At 61.1% G+C, this 25,089-nt stretch carries 24 protein-coding genes; 13 read left to right on the top strand and 11 right to left on the bottom strand.

From position 1 onward, the window contains the following. The first annotated feature begins 90 nt into the window (after nt 1-90). Nucleotides 91-693 carry a glycine cleavage system transcriptional repressor gene (locus ACEQFP_RS11390; protein WP_370545989.1) on the top strand — a complete coding sequence of 201 codons (603 nt, stop codon included), beginning with the start codon at nt 91-93 and terminating at the stop codon, nt 691-693. 20 nt (nt 694-713) lie between these two features. Then, nucleotides 714-1,184, top strand: coding sequence for a thioredoxin-dependent thiol peroxidase (gene bcp / locus ACEQFP_RS11395; protein ID WP_370546888.1), 471 nt, complete (start codon nt 714-716; stop codon nt 1,182-1,184). Between the two features lie 40 nt (nt 1,185-1,224). Here the strand turns inward: bcp and ACEQFP_RS11400 are convergent, their stop codons facing one another. Further along, a complete protein-coding gene (locus ACEQFP_RS11400) occupies nt 1,225-2,304 on the bottom strand; it encodes an AI-2E family transporter (protein WP_005296568.1) in 1,080 nt (359 codons plus the stop codon). A 242-nt stretch (nt 2,305-2,546) separates the two neighbouring features. On the opposite strand from ACEQFP_RS11400, the gene ACEQFP_RS11405 reads away from it, so the two are divergent. Next, complete coding sequence (locus tag ACEQFP_RS11405; protein WP_005296570.1) at nt 2,547-4,028, top strand: M48 family metallopeptidase; 1,482 nt, start codon at nt 2,547-2,549, stop codon at nt 4,026-4,028. Between the two features lie 67 nt (nt 4,029-4,095). After that, a complete protein-coding gene (gene arsC / locus ACEQFP_RS11410; RefSeq protein WP_005283777.1) occupies nt 4,096-4,449 on the top strand; it encodes an arsenate reductase (glutaredoxin) in 354 nt (117 codons plus the stop codon). A gap of 115 nt (nt 4,450-4,564) precedes the next feature. Here arsC and hda read toward each other — a convergent pair whose 3' ends face one another. The 3 genes from hda to upp all read right to left on the bottom strand — a co-directional run bounded on the left by hda (nt 4,565) and on the right by upp (nt 7,437). Further along, entirely contained in the window at nt 4,565-5,281 is a 717-nt protein-coding gene (gene hda / locus ACEQFP_RS11415) for a DnaA inactivator Hda (protein WP_005283774.1), read from the bottom strand. 147 nt (nt 5,282-5,428) lie between these two features. Further along, nucleotides 5,429-6,706 carry a uracil permease gene (gene uraA / locus ACEQFP_RS11420; protein WP_005283772.1) on the bottom strand — a complete coding sequence of 426 codons (1,278 nt, stop codon included), beginning with the start codon at nt 6,704-6,706 and terminating at the stop codon, nt 5,429-5,431. A 104-nt stretch (nt 6,707-6,810) separates the two neighbouring features. Beyond that, nucleotides 6,811-7,437, bottom strand: coding sequence for a uracil phosphoribosyltransferase (upp, locus tag ACEQFP_RS11425; RefSeq protein WP_005296572.1), 627 nt, complete (start codon nt 7,435-7,437; stop codon nt 6,811-6,813). Between the two features lie 268 nt (nt 7,438-7,705). On the opposite strand from upp, the gene purM reads away from it, so the two are divergent. The 5 genes from purM to ppx all read left to right on the top strand — a co-directional run bounded on the left by purM (nt 7,706) and on the right by ppx (nt 13,818). Then, nucleotides 7,706-8,749, top strand: coding sequence for a phosphoribosylformylglycinamidine cyclo-ligase (gene purM / locus ACEQFP_RS11430; protein ID WP_097364039.1), 1,044 nt, complete (start codon nt 7,706-7,708; stop codon nt 8,747-8,749). A 10-nt stretch (nt 8,750-8,759) separates the two neighbouring features. Then, entirely contained in the window at nt 8,760-9,398 is a 639-nt protein-coding gene (gene purN / locus ACEQFP_RS11435; protein ID WP_370546889.1) for a phosphoribosylglycinamide formyltransferase, read from the top strand. Between the two features lie 91 nt (nt 9,399-9,489). Continuing rightward, nucleotides 9,490-10,041, top strand: a complete 552-nt coding sequence (gene speG, locus ACEQFP_RS11440) for a spermidine N1-acetyltransferase (RefSeq protein WP_005283759.1) — start codon at nt 9,490-9,492, stop codon at nt 10,039-10,041. A gap of 126 nt (nt 10,042-10,167) precedes the next feature. Further along, complete coding sequence (gene ppk1 / locus ACEQFP_RS11445) at nt 10,168-12,273, top strand: polyphosphate kinase 1 (RefSeq protein WP_005283754.1); 2,106 nt, start codon at nt 10,168-10,170, stop codon at nt 12,271-12,273. Between the two features lie 15 nt (nt 12,274-12,288). After that, nucleotides 12,289-13,818, top strand: a complete 1,530-nt coding sequence (gene ppx, locus ACEQFP_RS11450; protein WP_035596685.1) for an exopolyphosphatase — start codon at nt 12,289-12,291, stop codon at nt 13,816-13,818. A 135-nt stretch (nt 13,819-13,953) separates the two neighbouring features. On the opposite strand, the gene phoR is transcribed toward ppx, so the two are convergent. Then, nucleotides 13,954-15,252, bottom strand: coding sequence for a phosphate regulon sensor histidine kinase PhoR (gene phoR, locus ACEQFP_RS11455; RefSeq protein ID WP_068869897.1), 1,299 nt, complete (start codon nt 15,250-15,252; stop codon nt 13,954-13,956). Between the two features lie 26 nt (nt 15,253-15,278). Beyond that, nucleotides 15,279-15,968 carry a phosphate response regulator transcription factor PhoB gene (phoB, locus tag ACEQFP_RS11460; protein WP_005296578.1) on the bottom strand — a complete coding sequence of 230 codons (690 nt, stop codon included), beginning with the start codon at nt 15,966-15,968 and terminating at the stop codon, nt 15,279-15,281. A 189-nt stretch (nt 15,969-16,157) separates the two neighbouring features. On the opposite strand from phoB, the gene sbcD reads away from it, so the two are divergent. Both sbcD and ACEQFP_RS11470 read left to right on the top strand, forming a co-directional pair. Further along, a complete protein-coding gene (gene sbcD / locus ACEQFP_RS11465; RefSeq protein ID WP_370546890.1) occupies nt 16,158-17,387 on the top strand; it encodes an exonuclease subunit SbcD in 1,230 nt (409 codons plus the stop codon). Further along, nucleotides 17,384-21,085: an SbcC/MukB-like Walker B domain-containing protein gene (locus ACEQFP_RS11470; RefSeq protein WP_370546891.1), complete on the top strand. Its 3,702-nt coding sequence runs from the start codon at nt 17,384-17,386 to the stop codon at nt 21,083-21,085. The genes sbcD and ACEQFP_RS11470 overlap by 4 nt, the downstream gene beginning before the upstream one ends. A gap of 51 nt (nt 21,086-21,136) precedes the next feature. On the opposite strand, the gene ACEQFP_RS11475 is transcribed toward ACEQFP_RS11470, so the two are convergent. The 3 genes from ACEQFP_RS11475 to mak all read right to left on the bottom strand — a co-directional run bounded on the left by ACEQFP_RS11475 (nt 21,137) and on the right by mak (nt 23,035). Then, nucleotides 21,137-21,484: a DUF1294 domain-containing protein gene (locus ACEQFP_RS11475; RefSeq protein WP_370546892.1), complete on the bottom strand. Its 348-nt coding sequence runs from the start codon at nt 21,482-21,484 to the stop codon at nt 21,137-21,139. A 108-nt stretch (nt 21,485-21,592) separates the two neighbouring features. Continuing rightward, nucleotides 21,593-22,063 (bottom strand): GyrI-like domain-containing protein, encoded by a 471-nt coding sequence (locus ACEQFP_RS11480; RefSeq protein ID WP_005283729.1) that lies wholly within the window; start codon nt 22,061-22,063, stop codon nt 21,593-21,595. Between the two features lie 66 nt (nt 22,064-22,129). Further along, nucleotides 22,130-23,035 carry a fructokinase gene (mak, locus tag ACEQFP_RS11485; RefSeq protein ID WP_370546893.1) on the bottom strand — a complete coding sequence of 302 codons (906 nt, stop codon included), beginning with the start codon at nt 23,033-23,035 and terminating at the stop codon, nt 22,130-22,132. A 120-nt stretch (nt 23,036-23,155) separates the two neighbouring features. Here mak and rdgC point away from each other — a divergent pair, with 120 nt between their 5' ends. Both rdgC and ACEQFP_RS11495 read left to right on the top strand, forming a co-directional pair. After that, entirely contained in the window at nt 23,156-24,067 is a 912-nt protein-coding gene (gene rdgC / locus ACEQFP_RS11490; RefSeq protein ID WP_035600282.1) for a recombination-associated protein RdgC, read from the top strand. A 19-nt stretch (nt 24,068-24,086) separates the two neighbouring features. Further along, nucleotides 24,087-24,560, top strand: coding sequence for an NUDIX domain-containing protein (locus ACEQFP_RS11495; RefSeq protein ID WP_370546894.1), 474 nt, complete (start codon nt 24,087-24,089; stop codon nt 24,558-24,560). 2 nt (nt 24,561-24,562) lie between these two features. On the opposite strand, the gene ppnP is transcribed toward ACEQFP_RS11495, so the two are convergent. Beyond that, on the bottom strand, nt 24,563-24,853 hold the full coding sequence (ppnP, locus tag ACEQFP_RS11500) for a pyrimidine/purine nucleoside phosphorylase (RefSeq protein WP_005283718.1): 291 nt from the start codon (nt 24,851-24,853) through the stop codon (nt 24,563-24,565). Between the two features lie 57 nt (nt 24,854-24,910). Further along, nucleotides 24,911-25,048, bottom strand: a complete 138-nt coding sequence (locus ACEQFP_RS11505) for a hypothetical protein (protein ID WP_005283715.1) — start codon at nt 25,046-25,048, stop codon at nt 24,911-24,913. Between the last annotated feature and the right edge of the window lie 41 nt (nt 25,049-25,089).

Genomic DNA, 25,089 nt, shown 5'->3' on the forward strand with positions numbered 1-25,089 from the left:
TCTAAAAACAGGCGTCTCATGGTACGTTTTAAAGCATTGCCAACGCAAGTAGACATCTGAATGCTAATTGCTTGTCGCGTACTTTTTTTTATGATTACCTTGGTACACCCGATCCCCATTACAGGAAGAACTCTTTTGCCACAGCCCAATCAACACTATTTAGTCATCACCGCCCTTGGCGCGGACCGCCCCGGTATCGTCAACAATATTACCCGCCACGTCAGTAGTTGCGGCTGTAACATTGAAGACAGCCGTCTGGCGATGTTGGGCGAAGAGTTCACGTTCATCATGCTGCTCTCCGGCAGCTGGAACGCGATAACCCTGATCGAATCGACCCTGCCGCTGAAAGGTGTCGAGATGGATCTGCTGATCGTCATGAAGCGCACCGCCTGGCACGAACGCCCCACCATGCCAGCGACGGTCTGGGTGCAGGTGGAGGTCAAAGACTCGCCACACATCATCGAACGCTTCACCGATCTGTTCGACTCGCATCAGATGAACATCGCCGAGCTGGTTTCACGCACCCAAACCCGTGACGGCTCGGCGGAGCAACAGCTCTATATCCAGATCACCGCCCACAGCCCAGCGAACCAGGATCCCAGCCTGATCGAGCAGGCCTTCAACCAGTTATGTGACGAGCTGAACGCCCAGGGCAGCATTAACGTAGTGAATTATTCTCAGCATGACGAATAAAAGAGATGGAGAGAATGGTAATGAGTCCATTGCAAGCCGGTAGCCTCGCCCCCCAGTTCACCTTGTTGGATCAAGATGGTGAGCAGATCAGCTTGGCCGACTTCCAGGGCCAGAGAGTGTTGGTCTATTTTTATCCCAAAGCGATGACCCCGGGCTGTACGGTACAAGCCTGCGGATTGCGCGATAACATGGCGGAACTGAAGCAGCTTGATGTGGAAGTGCTCGGCATTAGCAGTGATAAGCCAGAGAAACTGTCACGCTTCGCCGAAAAAGAGTTGCTCAACTTTACCCTGCTGTCCGATGAGGATCACCAGGTTGCCGAACAGTTTGGCGTCTGGGGCGAGAAATCGTTCATGGGCAAGAGCTATGACGGCATCCACCGTATTAGCTTCCTGATCGACGCTAACGGCCGCGTAGAGCATGTGTTCGATAACTTTAAGACCAGCACCCACAGCGAGGTGGTGCTGGCCTACCTACGCAGCCATCCATAAGCGCGCGTAATCCCGCGGCGCCACTCGCGCCGCGTTACTCTTACTTCGCCGTGTCGCCCGGCGCCTCATTACCAAAGTCGTCCGGCCAGGCATGGATCACCGCCTTGACCAGGGTCGCCAACGGGATGGCAAAGAAGACGCCCCAAAATCCCCACAAGCCGCCGAAGATGATCACCGACAAGATGATCACCAACGGATGCAGATTGACCGCCTCCGAGTAGAGCAAGGGCACCAGCACGTTACCATCCAATCCCTGCACCACCAGATAGGCGATAAACAGCGTCCAAAAGTCCGCCCCCATCCCCCACTGGAACAGCGCCACCAGCACCACCGGGATAGTGACCAACACCGCGCCGATATAAGGGATCAACACCGAGACGCCGACCAGGACGGCCAATAGCAGGCCATAGTTTAACCCCAGTATCAGGAACACCAGATAGGTGGCCACACCGACCACGATCATCTCCACCACCTTGCCGCGGATGTAGTTGGTGATCTGCTGATTCATCTCCAACCACACTTGCCCGGCCAGCCCACGTTCACGCGGCAAGACCCGGCGCAACGCGTTGAGCATCTGCTCCTTGTCCTTCAACAGGAAAAACACCATCAACGGCACCAGCACCAGATAGATGGCCAGCGTCACCATCCCCACCAGCGAGGCTAAGGAGAACTTCAGCACCGACTCGCCCATCAGCGCCATGCGCGCACGCAGATTTTCCACCACCACGTCGATGATGCCGGCGTCCATCAGTGCCGGATAGCGGCGTGGCAGGGTGGCGGCATACTCATAGAAACGGGTGACCATCTTCGGCATGTCACCCATCAGCCCCAACCCCTGCTGCCAGACGATGGGGATCAACACCAACATCGTCACCAGCACGATGCCGATAAACACCAGCAGGACCACGCACACCGCCCAGATCCGCGAACAACCGATGCCCTCCAGCTTATTAGTCGGCCACTCCAACAGGTAGGCCAGCACGATGGCCACCAGCAACGGCGCCAAGATGCCGTTAAAGAAATAGATAATGCAAAAGCCCACTAGCAGTATGGTCAGCAGGGCAATCGCCTGCGGGTCGGTAAAACGACGCCGGTACCACTGCATCAGCATTTCAAGCACGGTTATACTCCCTCATTCTGTGCCATGACGCGATCACCTATAAATAGGGTTACATAACAATAGGATAAATAAAATCTAACAAGCTTTGGCACGGCCGGATAATAGTGGCAGAATGATAAACCTCAATTATTGCAGGACACGTTCCTCTCGCGCGCCTAGTGTAATAGAGAGCGGGAGCGGGAAGAAGAACTCTTCGCCGCGATCAGCGTCAAATGTCTATCGTTGCCTTGGAAGCGTTACTTATGACTTTACGGTTTAACAGATCGCTTATCGCTCTGCTGCTAACGGGCGGACTGTTCGGTGCGACACCCTCGTTGTACGCGGCCCCGTTCCAGGACCAGCAGCTACCGGACATCGGTACCACCGCCGGTAATATCCTCAGCATCAACCAAGAGTTGGCCATGGGGGATTTTTACGTGCGTCAGTTACGTGCCAGCGCACCGCTGATCAATGACCCACTCCTCGACGGCTACATCAACCGCCTGGGTGAGAGGCTGGTGGCCCATGCCGACGGGGTGCGCACCCCGTTCCACTTCTATCTGGTGCGTAACGACGAGATCAACGCCTTCGCCTTCTTCGGCGGCAACGTGGTGCTGCACAGTGCCCTATTCCGCTATACCGATAATGAGAGCCAGCTGGCCTCGGTCATGGCGCATGAAATCTCACACGTCACCCAACGCCACCTGGCGCGGGCGATGGAGGAACAGCAACGTACCGCGCCGCTGACCTGGGTCGGCGCGCTCGGTTCGATTCTGCTGGCGATGGCCAGCCCTCAGGCGGGTATGGCGGCCCTCACCGGGACCCTGGCTGGGACCCAACAGGGGATCATCAGCTTTACCCAACAGAATGAGCAGGAGGCGGATCGCATCGGGATCCAGGTGTTGCAGCGCGCGGGGTTCGATCCGCAGGCGATGCCCAACTTCCTGCAGAAGTTGGCCGACCAGTCGCGCTACTCCTCTAAGCCCCCGGAGATGCTGCTGACCCACCCGTTGCCGGACAGCCGTCTGACGGATACCCGTAACCGCGCCAACCAGATGCGCCCGCACCCGGTACAGTCGTCGCTAGACTACCTGCTGGCCAAGATGCGTACCCTGGGCATGTATAGCGGCAACGATATCGATGGCGGCTACCTCAGTAGCGACATGCTGGACGCGATGGCGCGCGGCAATGTGCGTGAGCAGGCGGCGTCACGCTATGGCCAAGCGATTCTGTTCTCTCAGGCCAACAAATTCGACGATGCGCGTCGCACCCTGCAACCCCTACTGAGCGCCGATCCTGACAACGTCTGGTATATCGACCTGATGACCGACATCGATCTCAACCAGAAACAGGCTGCCGCCGCCATCGCCCGTCTAGAGGCGGCGCTCGCGAAAAATCGCAACGATGCCGTCTTGCAGATCAACCTGGCGAATGCCTACATTCAGGGGGGAAAGGCCGCACAGGCCTCCCGCCTGCTGTACCGCTATACCTATAGCCACCCCAACGACGTCAACGGCTGGGAGTTGTTAGCCCAGGCCAGTGGCGCCCAAGGGCTGCGTGATGAGGAGCTGGCCGCCCGCGCCGAGCAGTTGGCGCTGACGGGCGAACTGCAACAAGCCATCGGCTTGCTGGGCAATGCCAGCGCCCTGGTCCCACTCGGCAGCTTGAAGCAGGCGCGTTATGACGCACGCATCGATCAACTGCGTCAACTGCAAGAACGCTTCAAACAGTACCAACGTCGTTAATTCAACGGCGCTCCCGGCATGCTACGGTCGGGAGTCGCCCCGCTCACCCCAGCCAGCAGGAGCCGCTATGTCTGCCGTCGTCATCTACCACAATCCGCGCTGCTCCAAGAGTCGCGCCACCCTGCAACTGTTAACCGAGCGCGGTATCCAGCCCGAGGTCGTGCATTATCTGGAGACCCCACCGGATGCCGCCACCCTTCGCGCGCTGCTCCAGGCGCTGGGCTTCAGCTCGGCACGCCAACTGATGCGTCAGGGCGAGGCGCTGTATCAAAGCCTGGGCCTCGATGAGGCGAGTGTGGACGAGGCGGCGCTGATCGCCGCCCTGGTGCAGTATCCGCAACTGATCGAACGCCCGATCGTGGTCAAAGATGGACGCGCACGTCTCGGCCGACCGCCGGAGCAGGTCTTGGCGCTGCTCTAACGCCAGAGGGGAGCGAAGACAACGATAACGGGAAGACAACGATAACGGGCAGCCATCGCCGCCCGTTATTGTGATGCGCACCACGATGCGCATGGGGATCTCGTCAAACCCGCGGCTAAAGCAGCAACGTCTCTTTGACGAAGGGAATGGTCAGCTTACGCTGTGCGGTGATCGAGGCGCGATCGAGTTGATCCAGCGTCATAAACAGCGTACGCATCTCACGATCCAGGCGCTTCAACAGGAAACGCCCCACATCCTCCGGCAACTCGAAGCCACGTAGCCGGGCGCGCAGTTGCAGCGCCTGCAGCTTCTCTTCATCCCCCAGGGGTTGTAGCTTATAGATCTGCCCCCAGTCCAGGCGCGAGGCCAGATCGGGCAGATGCAGATTCAGCTGACGCGGCGGCCGATCGCCGGTGATCAACAGGCGTGAGCGCCCGCTCTCTTGAATGCGGTTGTACAGGTTGAAGATGGCCATTTCCCAGGCCTCATCGCCGGCGATACATTCGATATTGTCGATGCAGACTAAGGCCAGCTGCTCCATGCCATCCAACACTTCCGGCACGAAGTAGGCGCGTTTATCCAGCGGCACAAACCCCACCGCCTCGCCATGTTGCGACATCTCGGCACAGGCCGCGTGCAACAGGTGGCTGCGGCCGCCGCCCTCGCGCGACCAAAAGTAGATGTAGGAGGCGTGCTCCTGACGTAATGCATTCTGCAACGCGGCGAGCAGCGCGGCATTCTCTCCCGCATAGAAACTGGCAAAGGTTTCATCGTCGGGCAGATAGAGCGGCAATGAAAGCTGGGTGGGCGTGTTCAGAATCACCTCAGACATGAACTTGCAAAAAACGTTTTCAGTTTAACACAGAAATTCGCCCTGGCATGCGCTAATCCGTCTGCCGAGCAAAAAGCCGCGCCGACAGTAGGACGGCGCGGCTCCCAGGGAAAAGCGGCCTGTCCGCTGGCCGCCTCATTCCAACGATCAGATATCCTCGGGCAGTTCGATGATCTCTTCTTCCTTACGCAGCAGGCTAAACAGCTTGAACAGCAGGCTCATGCCGATCCCGACGATGGTGGCCAGCGCCATCCCCTTCAGCTCGGCGGCGCCGATGTGTACCTTCGCGCCGCTGACACCGATGATCAGGATCACCGAGGTCAAGATCAGATTTTGCGCCTTGTTGTAGTCCACCTTGGAGTCGATCAACACGCGGATACCGGAAGCCCCGATCACCCCGTACAGTAACAGCGAGACCCCGCCCATTACCGGCACCGGGATCACCTGGATCGCCGCCGCCAACTTACCGACGCAGGAGAGCAGGATCGCCAAGATCGCCGCCCCACCGATGACCCAGGTGCTGTAGACCTTGGTGATCGCCAGCACACCGATATTCTCGCCGTAGGTGGTGTTCGGCGTCGACCCGAAGAAGCCGGAGATCATGGTGGAGAAGCCGTTGGCGAACATGGAACGATGCAGTCCCGGATCGCGCATCAGATCTTTCTTCACAATGTTGGCGGTCACCACCAGATGACCGACATGCTCGGCGATCACCACCAGCGCAGCCGGCAGGATGGTGAGAATGGCGAACCACTCGAAGCGCGGCGTATAGAAGGTCGGCAGGGCAAACCAGTGCGCCTCTTTGATCGGCGTAATATCGACGACGCCCAGGTAGAAAGAGAGCGCATAACCGACCAGCACCCCGATCAGGATCGGGATGATGGCCAGGAAGCCCCGGAACAGCACCGAACCGAGGACCGTCACCGCCAGGGTCACCATCGAAATGGTGATGGTCGTCGTATCGGCATGGCTACCGTCGGCGGGCAACAGACCGGCCATGTTGGCCGCGACACCGGCCAGCTCCAGACCGATCACCGCCACGATGGCCCCCATCGCCGCCGGTGGGAAGATCACATTCAACCACCCCGTCCCCGCCTTCTTGACGATTAACGCCACCAGGCAGAACAGGGCACCGCAGATAATGAAGCCGCCCAAGGCCAACTCATAGCCCAACGGCAACAGCAGCATCACCGGCGAAATAAAGGCGAAGCTGGAACCGAGATAAGCGGGGATCTTCCCCTTACAGATGAAGAGGTACAGCAGGGTGCCGATACCATTAAACAGTAATACCGTCGCCGGGTTGATCTTAAACAGGATAGGCACCAGCACGGTGGCGCCAAACATGGCGAACAGATGCTGGAAGCTCAGCGGAATCGTTTGCAGCAGCGGCGGGCGCTCGCTGACACCGATGACGCGACGGGTCATGTCAGTTTCCTCTAATAACGTTGAAGGGTGTTATACTCTGGCAAGGCATGGCGGTGAAGCGCCGCCACGCCAAAAAAAAGCCGACTAACGAGTCGGCTCACGGGTCATTTGGTACCAAATATCTTATCGCCGGCGTCGCCCAACCCCGGGATAATGTAGCCTTTATCGTTCAACCCCTGATCGATGGAGGCGGTATACAGCTCGACATCCGGATGCGCCTGCTCCAGCGCGGCGATGCCTTCCGGTGCGGCGACCAGCACCAACACCTTGATCGCACGGCAACCGGCGTTCTTCAGCAGATCGATGGTGGCGATCATCGACCCCCCCGTCGCCAGCATCGGATCGACCACCAGCGCCATACGCTCATCGATATTCGATACCAGTTTCTGGAAGTACGGCACCGGCTCCAGCGTCTCTTCGTTACGGTAAATACCGACCACGCTGATACGGGCGCTCGGCACATGCTCCAGTACCCCTTCCATCATGCCCAACCCTGCGCGCAGGATCGGCACCACGGTGATCTTTTTCCCTTTAATCTGTTCAACTTCGACCGGGCCGCACCAACCATCAATGGTTACTTTTTCTGTTTCGAGGTCTGCGGTCGCTTCATAGGTCAGCAAACTGCCCACTTCCGAGGCCAGTTCGCGGAATCGTTTGGTGCTGATGTCATTTTCACGCATCAAACCCAGTTTGTGTTTCACAAGCGGGTGTTTCACTTCAACGATCTTCATTTTTTTTCTCCCATGTAGCTGTTCTGCGCCCAAAAAAATCGCGAGATTATACCGCCTTTTCGCCGGGATGCCAGAGGAAAAATTATGATCTTCGTCAATGAAGGAACACTCTCTATCTAGCACGACGAAAACGTTCACGTCGGCGATAAGGGGATAGCAAACGATTGCTTTGACTGCTAGAATTGCGCCGCCTGACATTTTCCGCAGGGTTCGCCAGCGTCCAGACACGCCCGGCGGACCACGCCTAACCGCCATGGGGATTTACGCAGTGACCGACAAAACCACGCTCAGTTACAAAGACGCCGGAGTAGACATCGATGCGGGCAATGCCTTGGTCGACCGGATTAAGGGAGTCGTCAAGGAGACTCGCCGTCCCGAGGTGATGGGAGGACTCGGTGGCTTTGGCGCGTTGTGTGCGTTGCCGCAGAAATACCGCGAGCCGGTACTGGTCTCCGGCACCGATGGCGTCGGCACCAAGCTGCGCCTGGCGATGGATCTGCAACGCCATGACACCATCGGCATCGATCTGGTGGCGATGTGCGTCAACGATCTGGTGGTTCAGGGCGCCGAGCCGCTGTTCTTCCTCGACTACTACGCCACCGGCAAGCTGGATGTCGATACCGCCGCCAGCGTGATCAGCGGGATCGCCACGGGGTGTAAGCAGGCTGGCTGTGCGCTGGTCGGGGGAGAAACCGCCGAGATGCCTGGGATGTACCACGGCGAAGATTATGACGTCGCCGGTTTCTGCGTCGGGGTCGTCGAGAAGTCAGAGATCATCGACGGCAGCCAAGTACGCCCCGGCGACGCCCTGATCGCCCTGGCGGCCAGCGGCCCCCACTCCAATGGCTACTCCTTGATCCGCAAGATCTTGCAGGTTAGCGGTTGCGACCCGCGTCACACCGAGTTGGCGGGGCGTGCGCTGGCCGACCATCTGCTCGCGCCGACTAAGATCTACGTCGCCGCCTGTCTGGATCTGATCGCCCACCATCACGTGCACGCCCTGGCCCACCTGACCGGCGGCGGCTTCTGGGAAAATATTCCCCGCGTACTGCCTGCCGGCAGCAAGGCGGTGATCGACGAGAACAGCTGGCAATGGCCGGCGATCTTTGACTGGCTGCAACAGACGGGTAATGTCAGCCGCCACGAGATGTACCGCACCTTTAACTGTGGCGTCGGCATGGTGATCGCGCTGCCACAGGAGGAAGTGGAGAGCGCCTTGCTGCGCCTGACGCAACAGGGCGAGCAGGCCTGGCTGTTGGGTCACATCGCCGAGGCACAGGGCGACGAGCCGCAGGTCGAGATCTTGCGTTAAGGGGAAGGCGATGAAACGTATCCTCGTCCTCATCTCCGGCCAGGGCAGTAATCTTCAGGCCTTGATTGCGGCCTGTCAGGCGGGACGCATCCCGGGGCAGATCGTCGCCGTCTTCAGCAACCGCGCCGATGCTTACGGCCTGACGCGCGCGCGTCAGGCGGGCATCGATGCCCACGCGTTGGTGCCCACGGATTATCCTGACCGTCAGGCCTTCGACGCCGCGCTGGCGGAGCGTATCGCCGCCTACCAGCCCGATCTGCTGGTACTGGCCGGCTATATGCGCATCTTGTCGCCCGACTTTGTCCGCCGCTTCCACGGGCGGATGCTCAACATTCACCCCTCGCTACTGCCGCATTATCCTGGCCTAGACACCCACCGCCGCGCCCTGGCGGCGGGGGATCGTGAGCATGGCGCCTCGGTGCACTTCGTCAGCGAGACGCTAGACGGCGGCCCGGTGGTGCTCCAGGCACGGGTGCCGATCTTCCCCGACGACAGCGTCGAGGAGATCGCCGCCCGAGTGCAGGTGCAAGAGCATGCCATCTATCCGCTGGTCGTCGCCTGGTTTTGCCAAGGCCGCCTGCAATACCACGCGCCACAAGCCTGGCTAGACGGTCGCCCGTTACCGCCGCAAGGCTACGCCGACGACTAGCCCCCTGCTGTAATCGATAAACAACAGTTATACTATCGCTCCTACTCGGCGGCCCGCCGGCCGCCCACCATCTGTGACGAGAGGAACGATCATGTCCAGCACCAGCCACGTCAGGCTCCATCCCCTGGAACGGGAAGACCTGCCCTTTGTCCATCAGCTCGATAACAACGCCAGCGTGATGCGTTATTGGTTCGAAGAGCCGTATATCGCCTTCGTCGAGCTGGCCGAACTGTACGATAAGCATATCCACGACCAGAGCGAACGCCGCTTCGTGGTCGAGCAGGATGGCAACAAGATCGGGCTGGTCGAGCTGGTGGAGATCGACCACATTCATCGCCGCGCCGAATTCCAGATCATCATCGATCCCGCCCATCAGGGCCGAGGCTACGCCAGTAAGGCCGCGCTGCTGGCGATGGAGCACGCCTTCGCGGTGCTAAACCTGTATAAGCTCTATCTCTTGGTCGATAAGGAGAACCACAAGGCGATCCATATCTACAGCAAGCTGGGCTTCGAGATCGAGGGTGAGCTGGTCCACGAGTTTTTCATCAATGGCGAGTATCGCAACGCCATTCGCATGTGTATGTTCCAACACCGTTACATGGCCATGTACCGCGCCAACGGCGGCGAGACGTCGGGCGTCTAACGCGCCGGTTGGACTTTCTCCCCTGAGACTCGCCATAATAGTCCGCATCATGGCCCGTCGTCGGCGGGCCACTCCGGTCAGGACAACACCGGGGCGGATTGTTTTTGCTTGGCTACTGGAGTCATCATGGGGCAGGAAAAGCGCTACATCGACAAAGAACTCAGCTGGTTATCCTTCAATGAGCGCGTATTGCAGGAGGCCGCCGACAAGAGTAATCCGCTGATCGAGCGCATGCGCTTCCTCGGCATCTACTCCAGTAACCTGGATGAGTTTTACAAGGTACGCTTCGCCGAGCTGAAACGCCGTATTCTGATCAGTGAGGAGCAAGGCACCGATAATGGCAATTCACGCCACCTCCTCCAGCAGATCCAGGCCAAGGTGCTAAAGGCCGACCAGGAATTCGACTCGCTCTACAACGATCTGTTGTTAGAGATGGCACGCAATCAGATCTTCCTGATCAACGAGCGCCAACTCTCGGAAAATCAACAGGTGTGGCTACGCCAGTACTATCGTAACCATCTACGCCAGCATATCACGCCGATCATGCTCGATGAGGAGACCGACCTGGTCTCCTTCCTCAAGGATGATTACACCTACCTGGCGGTCGAAATCATCAACGGTCAACAGACCCGCTACGCGTTGCTGGAGATCCCCTCGGACAAGGTCGAGCGCTTTATCACGCTACCGCCGGAGACGCCACGCCGTCGCAAGCCGATGATCCTGGTGGACAACATCCTACGCTACTGCCTGGATGACATCTTCAAGGGCTTCTTCGACTACCATACCCTCAACGCCTACTCGATGAAGATGACCCGCGACGCCGAATACGATCTGGTGACGGAGATGGAGTCCAGCCTGATGGAGCTGATGTCCTCCAGCCTCAAGCAGCGTCTCACCGCCGAGCCGGTACGCTTCGTCTACCAGCGCGATATGCCCGACGAATTAGTCGCGCTGCTGACCCGCAAGCTGGGCATCTCCTCCTACGACTCGCTGATTGCCGGGGGGCGCTACCATAACTTTAAAGATTTCATCAAGTTCCCCAATGTCGGTAAGGCCAATCTGCTCAATCGCCCGCTGCCACGCCTGCGTCACGTATGGTTCGATCGCTTCCGCAACGGTTTCGACGCCATCCGCGATCACGACGTGTTGCTCTATTACCCCTATCACACCTTCGAACATGTGCTAGAGCTGTTGCGCCAGGCCTCTTTCGACCCCAGTGTGTTGGCGATCAAGATCAACATCTACCGGGTGGCCAAGAACTCACGCATCATCGAATCGATGATCCACGCCGCCCACAACGGTAAGAAGGTTACCGTGGTGGTCGAGTTGCAGGCACGCTTCGACGAGGAGGCCAACATCCACTGGGCCAAGCGGCTCACGGAGGCCGGGGTGCATGTGATCTTCTCGGCGCCGGGGTTGAAGATCCACGCCAAGCTATTCTTGATCTCACGCCGCGAGGGCGATGACATCGTGCGCTATGCCCATATCGGCACCGGCAACTTCAACGAAAAGACGGCACGCCTCTACACCGACTATTCGCTGCTCACCGCCGACGCGCGCATCACCAACGAGGTACGCCGGGTGTTCAACTTCATCGAAAACCCCTATCGTCCGGTCAACTTCGAGTATCTGATGGTGTCGCCGCAGAACTCCCGTCGCATGCTGTATCAGCTCATCGATCAGGAGATCACCCATGCCCAGGCCGGGCTGGGCGCCGGCATCACCTTGAAGGTCAACAACCTGGTGGACAAGGGGCTGGTCGATCGCCTGTACGCCGCCTCCAGCGCCGGAGTCAAGATCCGTCTGCTGGTGCGCGGCATGTGCTCGCTGGTGCCGGGGATCCCTGGCGTGAGCGACAACATCAGCGCCATCAGCATCGTGGATCGCTTCCTGGAGCATGCGCGGGTCTATGTCTTCGACAACCACGGCGATCCGCAGGTCTTCCTCTCTTCCGCCGACTGGATGACGCGCAACATCGATTACCGCATCGAGGTGGGGGTACGCCTACTCGATCCACAGCTGCGGCAACGGGTGCTGGAACTGCTGGAGCTGCAATTCAGCGATACGGTCAAGGCGCGCTACCTCGATCGCGAACTCAGTAACCGCCGGGTGCCGCGCGGCAATCGCCGCAAGGTGCGTTCGCAACTGGCGATCTACGACTACATCCGGGCGCTGGAATCCGCCGACGCTCAACGGGCGCAGGCACTCCTTGCTGCCCCAACTCATGACTAAACCGGACTGCCGCCTATGCCGCTGATTCCCTCTTCGCCCCGTCCGCAGGAGATCGCCGCCGTCGATCTCGGCTCTAACAGCTTTCACATGGTGATCGCCCGCGTCGTCAACGGCGCGCTACAAATCCTGGGACGGCTCAAGCAGCGCGTCCACCTCGCCGATGGCTTGGATGATCAGCAGCGACTGAGTGAGGAGTCGATGGCACGCGGCTTGGCCTGCCTGGCGCTGTTCGCCGAACGCCTACAGGGCTTCCCGGCGGAGAACGTCTGCATCGTCGGTACCCATGCCCTGCGGCAGGCGGATAACGCCCAAGAGTTTCTTAAACGCGCCGCCAAGGTGATCCCCTACCCCATCGAGATCATCTCCGGCCATGAGGAGGCGCGCCTGATCTTTATGGGCGTCGCCCACACGCAGCCGGAGAAGGGCCGCAAGCTGGTCATCGACATCGGCGGGGGGTCGACGGAGATGGTGATCGGCGAAGACTTTGATCCGCTGCTGGTCGAGAGCCGGCGTATGGGCTGCGTCAGCTTCGCCCAACAGTTCTTCGCCGGTGGGGTGATTACCCCCGCCAACTTCCAGCGTGCCCGTCTGGCGGCGGCGCAGAAGCTGGAGAATATGGCCTGGCAGTATCGCATTCAGGGGTGGAATGCCGCGTTGGGTGCCTCCGGTTCGATCAAGGCGGCCTATGAGGTGCTGGTGGCGATGGGCGAGAAGGATGGGTTAATCACCCCGGCGCGGTTGGCGATGTTGTGCGACGAGGTGCTGCGCTACCCACGGGTCGATGCGCTGCGCCTACCCGGCCTCTCCGAGGAGCGGCGCCAGGTCTTCGTCCCCGGCCTCGCCATCCTCTGCGGCGTGTTCGATGCCTTGGCGATCAAACAGTTGCGCCTGTCTGACGGCGCACTGCGCGAAGGGGTGTTGTATGAGATGGAGGGGCGCTTCCGCCACCAGGATATCCGGAGCCGTACCGCGCATAGCCTGGCGGAGCACTACAACATCGATCGCGAACAGGCGCAGCGCGTCCAGGCCAGCGTTCGTCAACTGTACGCGCAGTGGATGGCGCAAAACCCGCGCCTGGCCCATCCACAGCTGGAGGCGTTGCTCAACTGGGCGGCCGCGCTGCATGAGGTGGGCCTGAGCATCAACCACAGCGGCATGCAGCGTCACTCCGCCTATATCTTGCAATACACCAACCTCCCCGGTTTCACTCAGGAGCAGCAGTTGATGCTGGCGACGCTGGTTCGCTGCCAACGCAAGGCATTGCGTCTGGCGGATCTGCCACGCTTCGCCCTGTTCAAGAAGAAGCAGTATCTGCCGCTGATCCAGATCCTCCGCCTCGCGACCCTACTCAATAACCAGCGTCAGGCCACCACACCACCCCAGACTCTCCAATTAGAAACCAGTGGACTCCAGTGGGTGCTGCGCTTCCCCGCCCATTATCTGCGACAAAACAGCCTGATGCAGTTAGATCTGGAGAAGGAGCAAGCTTATTGGCGCGATGTCGAAGGCTGGGGGCTGATCATCGAGGAGTTAACCCCCGCCTAGACGCCGCCGCTGCGTGCACCATTGCCCAGCGAGTCGGATGACGGCCAGCGCCGCTCCCCCCGCCGGGCAGAAAGGGAGGCGGACGCTGAGCCCGCCAAGAGCAAGAGAGGGATGAACCGGCCTCGCCCTGCGGCATCAGCGCGGATCGGCGCTCACCACCAGATGGCTCGGCAGGGTGAAGGCGAAACAGCTCCCCTGGCCTACGATGCTGCTGATCTCCAACTGTGCATCGTGATGCTGCAAGGCGTGCTTGACGATCGCCAGCCCCAATCCGCTACCGCCGGTACGGCTCGAGCGGGAACGATCGACACGGTAAAAGCGCTCGGTCAGACGGCTCAGGTGCTCGTTGGCGATCCCCGGGCCATTATCACGGACCGTGAAGCGCGCGCCCTGCGGCGTACGCTGCCAACTTACCGTGATCTCACTGCCCGGCGGCGTATGATTCAACGCGTTATACACCAAGTTGGAGACCGCGCTACCGAGCTGCTCTTCGTTGCCGCGTACCCGTAGCGTCTCGTCGATGATAAAGCGCAGGGTGTGACGACCGTCGCTGAGGGAGTGCGCCTCGCGCTCCAGCAGATGGAGCCGCGCCGGTACATCCACCAGCGCGTTGAGGTCGATGTGCGGCGCCGCCTCGATACGCGACAACACCAGCAGTTGCTGTACCAGACCATCCATGCGCCGCGTCTGCGCCTGCATGGTGGCGAGCGCCTTCTCGCGCTGGGCCGCCGGCATCTCGTCGCTACCGAACATCTCCAGATAGCCCTGTAACACCGTCAGCGGTGTACGTAACTCATGGCTGACGTTGGCGAAGAAGTTACGCCGCGCGCCCTCCAGCTGACGCGTCTGCGTCACATCACGCGCGATCATCAACAGCTGCCCCTCGCTATAGGGCATCAGCCGAAACTCCATGTAGCGTCCGCTATTTAGGTGCAGCGTCAACGGCTGGCTATAGTCGGCCGAGGTCAGATACGCGCTAAACTCGGGATAACGCAGCAGGTTGCGGATATTCTGACCGTTGTCCTCCGGCCAGCGAAAGCTGAGTAGGTGTTGGGCCAGTTGGTTACACCAGAAGATATTGCCCTCATCGGTCAGCATCACGATGGCATCGGGCAGCGACTCCGCCCCACTACGGAAGCGTTTAATCAACAGCGTCAACTCACGACGCCGCCGTCGATTGCGCTGCTGCATCTGATACAGCCCATAGAACAAGGGCTCCCAGCTGCCGCGTCCACTCGGGGGGGTCATGCTGCGATCCACCCATAACCAGTGCGAGAGGCGTAATTGGTTCCACCCCTGCCACAGCCACAACAGGCAGAGCGCCAACAGCAGGAACCAGGACCAGTAACCGAACAGCGCACCGAGCAACAAGGCCGGCACACAGCACAAGAGCAGCTCGGCGAGCAGCGTCTTCCAGGATAGTTTATCAAGCACAGTCAGGACTCCATCGCCTGCGGCAATCAGAAACGGGCGGAGAAGCGGTAGCCAGTGCCCCGCACGGTCTGTACCATGCGATCGTGGCCGCTGCTCTCCAACGCCTTACGCAAGCGGCGAATATGGACATCGACGGTACGATCCTCTACATACACGTTAGTGCCCCAGACATGATTGAGCAACTGCTCGCGGCTATAGACGCGCTCGGGATGTGTCATAAAGAAGTGCAACAATTTGAACTCGGTCGGCCCCATCTCCAGCGGCGCCTCATCGGCCATCACCCGATGCGAGACCGGGTCGAGGCTCAACCCCTGTAGGGTGATGGTCTCCTCCAGCGCCATCGGCGAGATGCGGCGCATCACCGCCTTGATACGCGCGACCAGCTCCTTGGGCGAGAACGGTTTGATGATGTAATCGTCGGCCCCCACCTCCAGGCCCCGCACCCGATCCTCCTCCTCGCCGCGCGCCGTCAGCATCATCACCGGAATATCACGCGTGGCCGGTTCACGCTTCAGATGCTTAATCAACTGAATGCCGGAGCCGCCCGGGAGCATCCAATCCAACAGGATGAGGTCGGGATAGGGTTCGCACAGCCGGCTCAACGCACCGTCGTAACTCTCCGCTTCCAGCGGCTGATAGCCGTTCTGCTCTAAAACGAAACTCACCATTTCCCTGATGGGGGTTTCATCTTCCACGACTAAAATGCGTCTGGCCATATCGACTTCCCAGGTAATTGTCATTCGTCCGCAATTATGCGTCATTTTTATGACAGATTTATGAAAAAAGCGTAATGCCGTGTGCCCTCGACGAGGGGTGCCTTGGCGCGCCCCATACCCACCGCGTATACTGAGCGCCATCGCTTCCGCCCGCCCACGCGGGCACGCCACCCGTTGCCAAGGGACTCCATGCGTCTACTCCATACTTCCGACTGGCATCTTGGCCAGCACTTCTACGGCAAGAGCCGGGCCGATGAACACCGGGCATTTCTCGACTGGCTGCAGCAACAGGCCGAGCAGCATCGCGTCGATGCCATCATCGTCGCCGGTGATCTGTTTGATACCGGCACGCCCCCCAGCTACGCCCGCGAGCTGTACAACCGCTTCGTGGTGGCACTCCAGGCGAGCGGTTGCCAACTGATCGTCCTCGCCGGTAACCACGACTCCGTGGCGACCCTCAATGAGTCGCGCGATCTGTTGGCCTGCCTACATACCCAAGTGATCAGCCATGCCCAGCCTGACGACGCGCCGCTGCTGCTCACGCAGCGCGATGGCTCGCCCGGCGCCATCCTGTGTCCGGTGCCTTTTCTCCGCCCGCGCGATCTGCTACGTAGCCAGGCCGGTCAGTCGGCAGACGATAAACAGTTCGCGTTACAGCACGCCATCAGCGAACACTACCAGAACCTGTATCAACGCGCCGTGACGCTACGCCAGACGCTGGGACAGGATCTGCCGATCGTCGCCACCGGTCATCTGACCGCCATCGGCGCCACTCGCTCCGAATCGGTACGCGACATCTACATCGGATCGCTGGATGCCTTGCCGCTCAGCGCCTTCCCGCCGGCCGACTATATCGCCCTAGGGCATATCCACCGGCCACAGCGTGTCGGCCGCGCCGAGCACATTCGCTACAGCGGCTCGCCGATCCCGCTCAGTTTCGACGAGTTGGGCAGCGCCAAGAGTGTCTGCCTGGTTGAGCTGAACGCCCAGGGATTACAGGCAATCACCCCTCTGGCGGTTCCCCAGAGCCAACCGATGCGCCTGCTGAAGGGGAATCTGGCCGAGATCGGCGTCGCCCTGGAGGCATTACGCGACCAGGCGACGGAGAAACCGATCTGGCTAGACATCGAGATCGATAGCGACGGCTGGCTCAGCGACGCCGAGCGCACCTTGCAGCAGCAGGCGGCGAGCCTACCGGTGGAGATCCTGCTGCTACGCCGCAGCCGAGAGCAGCGCCAACGCGCCTTAACCATGCAGGCGGGTGAAACCCTGAGTGAACTGACGCCCGACGAGGTCTTTAATCGCCGCCTGGCGCTGGAGTCAGAGGGCGATGCGACACAGCAGGCACGCGCGCGGCAACTGTTTCAGCAGGTGTGTCACGAGATCGAACTGGCCCAACCTGGGGAGGCGTCGGCATGAGGATCCTGAGTCTACGCTTTAAAAACATCAACTCGCTGCGCGGCGAATGGAAGATCGACTTCAGTGCCCCACCATTCTGCGACAGCGGACTGTTCGCCATCACCGGCGCCACCGGTGCCGGGAAGACGACGCTACTCGACGCCATCTGCCTGGCGCTGTATCACCAGACGCCACGCCTGGACACCATCTCCGCCAGCCAGAATGAATTAATGACCCGAGGCACCGCCGAGTCGCTGGCCGAGGTCGAGTTCGAAGTCAAAGGGGTCGGCTACCGAGCCTTCTGGAGCCAGCGCCGCGCCAATCAGCGCCCGGATGGGAAGCTGCAGGCCCCCCGTGCCGAGCTGGCTCGCCTCGATGATGGCACCATCCTGTGTGACAAGATCAACGACAAGCTAAAACGCGTCGCCGAACTGACCGGCCTCGACTTTGGCCGCTTCACCAAGTCGATGATGCTGTCCCAGGGGCAATTCGCCGCCTTTCTCAATGCCGATGCCGGTAAACGTGCCGAGCTGTTAGAGGAGCTGACGGGTACCGAGATCTACGGCCAACTCTCCAGCGCCGTCTTCGAACACTTTAAGCAGGCTAAGCTCGAACTGGAAACGCTGCGCGAGCGGGTGGCCGGCGTCGCGTTGCTCAGCGAGGAGCAACGTGCCGCACTGCAAGGCGAGCTGCAACAGGGACAACAGCAGGAGCAGCAGTTAGGCGCTCAGCTCGCGCAGGCGCAACAGCAACAGGCCTGGTTACGGCGCCAACAAGAGCATCGGCAGGCGCTGAGCCAGGCCGAAGCGTTAGCGGCACAGGAACAGCAGCATTGGCTATCGATCCAGCCGCAACTGACACGTCTCGCGCAAGCCGAACCGGCGCTGCGTCTACACCCGCACTACCAAGGGTGGACTCAGGCCGAACAGGATCTGCGCCAAGCCGTCGAGCATCAACAGCAACTGGCCGACCAACTCGCGGCACTACACCGCCAGCAGGCCCCCCTGCAGCAGGCATTACAGCAGGCACTCGACGAGCAGCAGCGCTTCCGCCAATGGCGCGACGCGACGCAGACGTTGATTAACCAACAGGTCGTGCCGCTCGATCACGCGCTCGGAAAGCTGGAGGAGGCGGAGCGCCAACGCGCGCAACAGTGCCAAGAGAGCCTCGAGCAACAGCAGCGTCTACACCAGCAGCAACAGCAACTCGCGGCACAACGCCAGGCGTTACAGCACGAATATGATGCCCTGCAACGGCAACGGGCGGCGACGAGTACACATGCCCAATGGAGCGAGCGCCTCGCGCGCTGGCAGGTGTGGTTTGAACAGCGCGCCACCCTGAGCGCCGAGGCACAGCGATACGCGGATCTCCAGGCCCGCCAGGCGGCGGAGGCGAGCGAGATCCAGCGTCAACACGCCACGCAGCAACAGGCGCTGCACACCCAGCAGCAGGCCGAACAGCAGCTACGCCAGGCTCACCAGGCGCTGGAGGCCGAGCTACAGGCCTGGCAACGGCGCTATCCGCCTGCCCGGCTGGCCAGCGAGCGAGCCGCCCTGCAACGGGGGGATGATGCCCGTCAGCAGTTGATCGCCCTGCAGCCCCTGGCGCAGCAAGAGATCGCCCAAATCGCGACACTCACCTCGCGCCTGGAGGCGCTGCAGCAGGAGCAGCAACAGCTGGCGCAACAGTTGGCAGAGAAACGGCGTCACTACGGCGAAAAGCGCCAGCATCTGCTCGATCTGGAGCGACAGATCGCGCTCCAACAACGCCTCATCACGCTGGAGGCCGAGCGTGCCCATCTGGTCGACGGAGAGCCCTGTCCGCTGTGCGGTGCCACCGAGCATCCCCTGGCGAGCGATGCTCCGCGCCCCTCGCTCGATGAGAGCCAACAACGGCGCGATCGCCTCAGCCAGGAGGTCGAGCGTCTCGGGCAAGAGGGGAGCGCGCTGAGCGAGCGCGACCGCCAGATCAGCGCGCAACACAGCCAACTGAGCGCCGAACGCCAGCAGCTCGAACTGCGCCTGACGCAGCACCGGGCGCGCTGGCAACAGCACTGCACCGAGATCGCCGTGACGCTGCCTCTCGATGAGGCCACGGCGCTCGCTGACTACCTACAGCAATGTAGTGCTCAGGCACGTGAGCTGGATCAGCGTCAACACCAAGGCGAGACGCTCGAACAACGCCTTCGCCAGGCACACGATGGTCTGACTCAGGCAAGCCTAAACGTGGCTCAGGCACAACATGCATTAGGGTTATTGGCCCAACAGCAGCAGGCGTTAACCCGCCAGCAACAAGAGAGCACACAGCAACGACGCACGCTGGCGCAGCAACTGGAGACGCTGCAACGACAGATCAGCGCCGATCTGGACGAATGCGATCTCGAGGTGCCCACGGCACAGCAGAGCGAGGCCTGGCTGGCCGAGCGCCGGGCCGAGCGACAGCGCTGGCAACAAGGCGAGGCGCGCGAACAACAGCTGCAACAACAACGCCTGACCTGCGACGAGCAGTGGCGCCAACGCCAACAACAACTCGACGAGCTGCAACAGCGCCACCAGGTGTTGCTGCGCGAGCATCAGGCGTTAGTCGCACAACACGCGTCACAGCAGGCGCAACGCCAAACCCTGCTCGATGGCCAGTCCGTCGCTCAGGTGCAAGCGGAACTGCAACGCCAGGAACACGCGTGGGAACAGCGCGTCAGCGAAGCACAGCACGCCAGCCTACGCTGGCAACAACAGCATGAGCGACTCAGCGGTGAGCTGGCGGCGGCCCAACACCACCACCACACCTTGACGCAACGCCTCGCGACATCACAGCAGCAGTGGCTGACGGCGCTCGCCGCCTCCCCCTTCGACGATGAGGCGGCGTTCCTCGCCGCCAGATTGAGCCAGGAGGAGTCGCAGCGCCTCGGCGACCTGCGCGACGACGGCCAACGCCGCTGTCAGCAGAGTGCGGCGTTACTGGCGGCGGCACGCCAGGCCTGGCAGGACGGCGAGGCGACCCGCCCGGCGGCGCTGTGCGTCACCGAGGACGACCCCGATCTGAGCCAACGCTGCGCCGATCTGGCCCAACGCCTCCGCCAACTTGGCCGCACGCTGGGTGAGCAACAGCAACAACTGCACAGCGATGAACAACGGCGCCTCAGCCTACAAGGCTGGCTCGATGAGATCAGCCAACGGGAGCGGGCGTATCAAGAGTGGGGCTATCTGAATCAGTTGATCGGCTCCAGCAGCGGTGACAAGTTCCGCAAGTTCGCCCAAGGACTGACGCTGGATCACCTGGTCTATCTCGCCAACCGGCAACTGATGCGCCTGCATGGACGCTATCAACTGCAACGGCGCGAAGGCGACACCCTGGAGCTGGAGGTCGTCGATACCTGGCAGGCGGATGCGCGGCGCGACACGCGCACCCTCTCCGGGGGGGAGAGTTTCCTGGTCAGCCTGGCGTTGGCATTGGCGCTATCGGATCTGGTCAGCCACAAGACCCGCATCGACTCGCTATTCCTCGACGAGGGCTTCGGTACGCTCGATGCCGAGACGCTGGATACCGCGCTGGACGCCCTCGATACCCTGAACGCCAGCGGTAAGACCATCGGCGTGATCAGCCATATCGACGCGATGAAGGAGCGTATCCCGTTACAGATCCGGGTGAAGAAGATCAATGGGCTGGGTTTCAGCCGCCTAGACAGTCGCTACCGGGTGGCGGGCGACGCCGCCGACTAAGGCCGGGGGCCGCTGGCGCGTTCACTGCGTGGGGGCCTCGGCCCCCACCCCCTACAACAACCAACGCCCATACAGGCCATACCACAACGCCAGCAACAACAGGAGGTTGGCCACCACCGACAGCATGAAGGCGTTCCGGAATGCCGCCTTGCGCGTCTTATGACGAAACAGCCACTGGCCGAGCAATCCGCCGGGCCAGCCCCCCACGACGCCGAGTCCCAGCAGGGTACGCTCGGGGATCCGCCTCCACTGCCGCTGCGCCGCCAGTTTGTCGCCGCCATACAGCGAGAAGGTCAACAGATTCACCAGCGCCAACCCATACCAGGCGGGGTGAGCGGTCAGTAGGCAGATCCCTAACAGCAACGCCAGCGCGCCGCAACAGAGCTGTGTTGGTTTCATTCAGTTGCAATAAATTGTGATAAATTTCACTTATATTCGCGCGTCTCGGCGCAAAGTACAATTGGCGCGCCGTCGACGCCCCCTCCGCTCGGCGAAATCCGCACATATTCACCCTTTTACCACCGGTACGCCCAACTCCAACTGCCACTCGCCAGTGAGTCGGCCATCGTTAAGGTAACGCTCGAAGCAGGGCCCCCCGCTCGGGCGATAGCCACTGGCAGGCAGTTGCTCGGCGAACAACGCCATCCAGGGGGTGGCGAAGTCATGTTGAGTGACCTGTACCGCGGCCAACGCATACTGGCCCGCCGCCAGCGTCAAGCGGCGGACCCCGGCGTCGTCGGCATCGGCGGGCAACGGCACATCCGGCGCTGCCGCCAGGGCGACATCCACCCGCAACGCCTCGGGCGCCACCTGCTGGGGATTATCGTAATAGATAGCCATCCACTCCCCAGACAGATGGTGACGCTCCGCCCAGGCCATTAAACGCGTAAACCCCTCGGACAGGGTGTGCTCCAACGGCCCGACTAAACGCAAGGCGAACAGCGGCCGCGCCGCCAACATCTCGATCTGTAATGTCATATCCGCTTCTCCTGTGTTAGGCGCCACCGAGCGACGCCGCATGACTCCCACGAACAGGCCGACGGCTCAGAGCGGCCATAGCCAGGCCGCACCGCGAACGCCACTGGCATCGCCATGCTGTGCCTGGCGGATCGGGGTACGGCACTCACCGCCGAAAACCCAGGGGGTGATCAGATCGGGCAGGGTCTGATAGAGGCGCGTCACATTGCTCATGCCGCCCCCCAGCACGATCACATCGGGGTCGAGAATATTGATGATTTGCGCCAACGCCCGAGCCAGACGCCGCTCGTAACGGACGATGGTCGCCTGGGCCAACGCCTCACCCGCCGCGACACGCGCCATGATCTGCGCGCCATCGAGCGCCTCCCCGCCCAAACGCCGGTAATCGGCGCAGAAGGCGCTACCGGAGACGAAGGTCTCGATGCAGCCCGCTTTCCCGCAATAGCACGGGGTGGCGGCGGCGATGGCGCGCTCCTCGTCATCCAGCCACGGTAGCGGATTGTGACCCCACTCGCCGGCGATGCCATTCCCGCCCGCATGCACCCGGCCCTCTAGGGCGATGCCGGCACCACAACCGGTGCCGATAATCACCGCGAAGACCACCCGAGCGCCAGCCGCCGCGCCATCCGTCGCCTCGGAGACCGCCAGACAGTTGGCGTCGTTAGCCAGACGAACCTCTCGCCCCATACGGCGCGCGAGATCGGCATCCAAGCGTGACCCATTCAACCAGGTCGAGTTGGCGTTCTTCACCCGGCCGCTGAAGGGTGAGAGCGTACCGGGAATACCGACGCCGACCGTACCCTGTTGACCGCACTGCTGCTCGGCCTCCTCCACCAGCGACGCGATCGCCGCCAGCGTGGCAGCATAATCGTCGCGAGGCGTCGCCACGCGCCGCCGGAACAGGGTCTCTCCCTGCTCGCTCAGGGCCTGTGCCTCAATCTTCGTCCCACCTAAATCAATGCCGATCCGCATCCGTCGCTCCTCATTTACCGCGTCTCTCCGTCATAGTAGCGGAGTTTTCCCGTGAAGAAACGGGGAGAATTCGCTATCATCACGCCTGCTATTATCTCCCTAAATTCTGGAAAAATGCCCATGCTATGGTTTAAGAACCTGTTGATTTACCGTCTGAACCGTGAAACCCCGCTGGTCGCGCAGGAGATGGAGTCCCAACTCAGCGCCATGGCATTTACTCCCTGTGGCAGCCAGGATATGTCTCGCACCGGCTGGGTTCCCCCGCTCGGTGGCGACAGCGATGCCCTGACCCACTGCGCCAACGGTCAGATCCTGCTGTGCGCCCGTAAAGAAGAGAAGATCCTGCCGGCCCCCGTCCTCAAGCAGGCGCTGCAAGCCAAGATCGAGCGTCTGGAGGCGGAGCAACACCGTAAGCTGAAGAAGACCGAAAAGGATGCGCTTAAGGATGAGGTGTTGCACAGCCTGTTGCCGCGCGCCTTTAGCCGCTTCAATCAGACCTGGTTGTGGATCGATACGCTCAATCAGCGCATCATGCTGGACGCCGCCAGCGCCAAGCGGGCGGAAGACGTGCTGGCGCTGCTGCGTAAGAGCCTCGGCTCCCTGCCGGTCGTGCCCCTGACGCTGGAGGATCCCATCGAGCTGACCCTGACGGAGTGGGTACGCAGCGGGAATACCCCGGCGGGCTTTAGCTTACAAGATGAGGCCGAGTTAAAGGCCATTCTGGAAGAGGGGGGCGTGATCCGCTGTAAACAGCAGGAGCTGGTCAGCGACGAGATCGCCGTCCACATCGAAGCCGGTAAGCTAGTGACCAAGCTGGCGCTGGACTGGCGCGAACGTGTCCAGTTGGTGCTGGCCGACGACGGCGCCCTCAAGCGCCTCAAGTTCGCCGATACCCTGCGCGATCAGAATGAGGATATCGATCGGGACGATCATGCCGCCCGCTTCGATGCCGACTTCACCCTGATGAGCGGCGAACTGGCGATACTGATCGACGAGCTGATCACCGCGCTGGGCGGTGAGGCACAAGGCTAACACAGAGAGGAGCGCGCCGATGGCCGCACATGGGCAGATCTTTCACGCCGTCTATCTGATCCTAGAGCGTCAGGGGCGCTTCCTGTTGGCGTGCCGTGCCAACACCGGCTTCGCCGATGGCTGCTGGTCACTGCCGGCCGGGCATGTCGAGGCGGGCGAGTCCGCCAGTCAGGCGCTGGTGCGCGAGGCGCAGGAAGAGATCGGCCTGACGCCGCAGGTAGCGGCGCTACGGCATGTCTATACCTTGCACCGGCGCAGCCCCGATCGCACTTATGTCGATCAATGGTTCTATCTGGCCGATGACGCCGCCGTGGTGGAGAATACTGAACCGCACAAATGCAGCGCGCTCGCCTGGTATACGCCCGATGCGCTACCGGAAACGACCCTGCCCTATGTGCGTAAGGTATTGGCGGAGTTTCGCCACTGCCATTATGGCGAGATGGGATTTGCCGACGAGACGCTAGGCGGCGCCACGCGCCGCCCTCGCGCCTGACGTTAACGACTCAGATACTTACACAGGTAGGCGCTAGGCTCCGCCACCTGTAGGTTGAACTCGCTGTGTCCCGGAATGAAGAAGGTCTCCCCGGGCGTAAAAACCTGCCAATCGGGTGCGCCGGGGATCAATACCCGCAACGCCCCGGTCACCACCGTCATCTCTTCAGGCCTGTCCGTCGAGAAGGTATACTCCCCCTTCTCCATGACCCCCACGCTGGCACGGCCGATTGTGCCGCTGTCATAGCCGATCGACTTCACTTTCCCTGCAAAATACTCATTCACATTCAGCATAGTGTGGCCTCTTTCCCGCTAGTGGTTTTCTCATCTTGGGCAAAAAAAGCCTGACTGTCACCCTGTTCCGTTCAAGGTGCGATCGCCGACACGCGGCGACGCGGCGAACGCTGAAAAAAACGCCACTTTCACGCCCTGACATCCCTGCTCGCCTATCCGGCTGGCGTTCGCAGCGCGACGGCGCACGATTTTCATATTTCCTCCATTTTGCCGCCGGGTGAAACGGCTACAATAGG

The sequence above is a fragment of the Edwardsiella sp. A.80236 genome (assembly GCF_044540725.1).
Classification (GTDB): Bacteria; Pseudomonadota; Gammaproteobacteria; order Enterobacterales; family Enterobacteriaceae; genus Edwardsiella; species Edwardsiella tarda.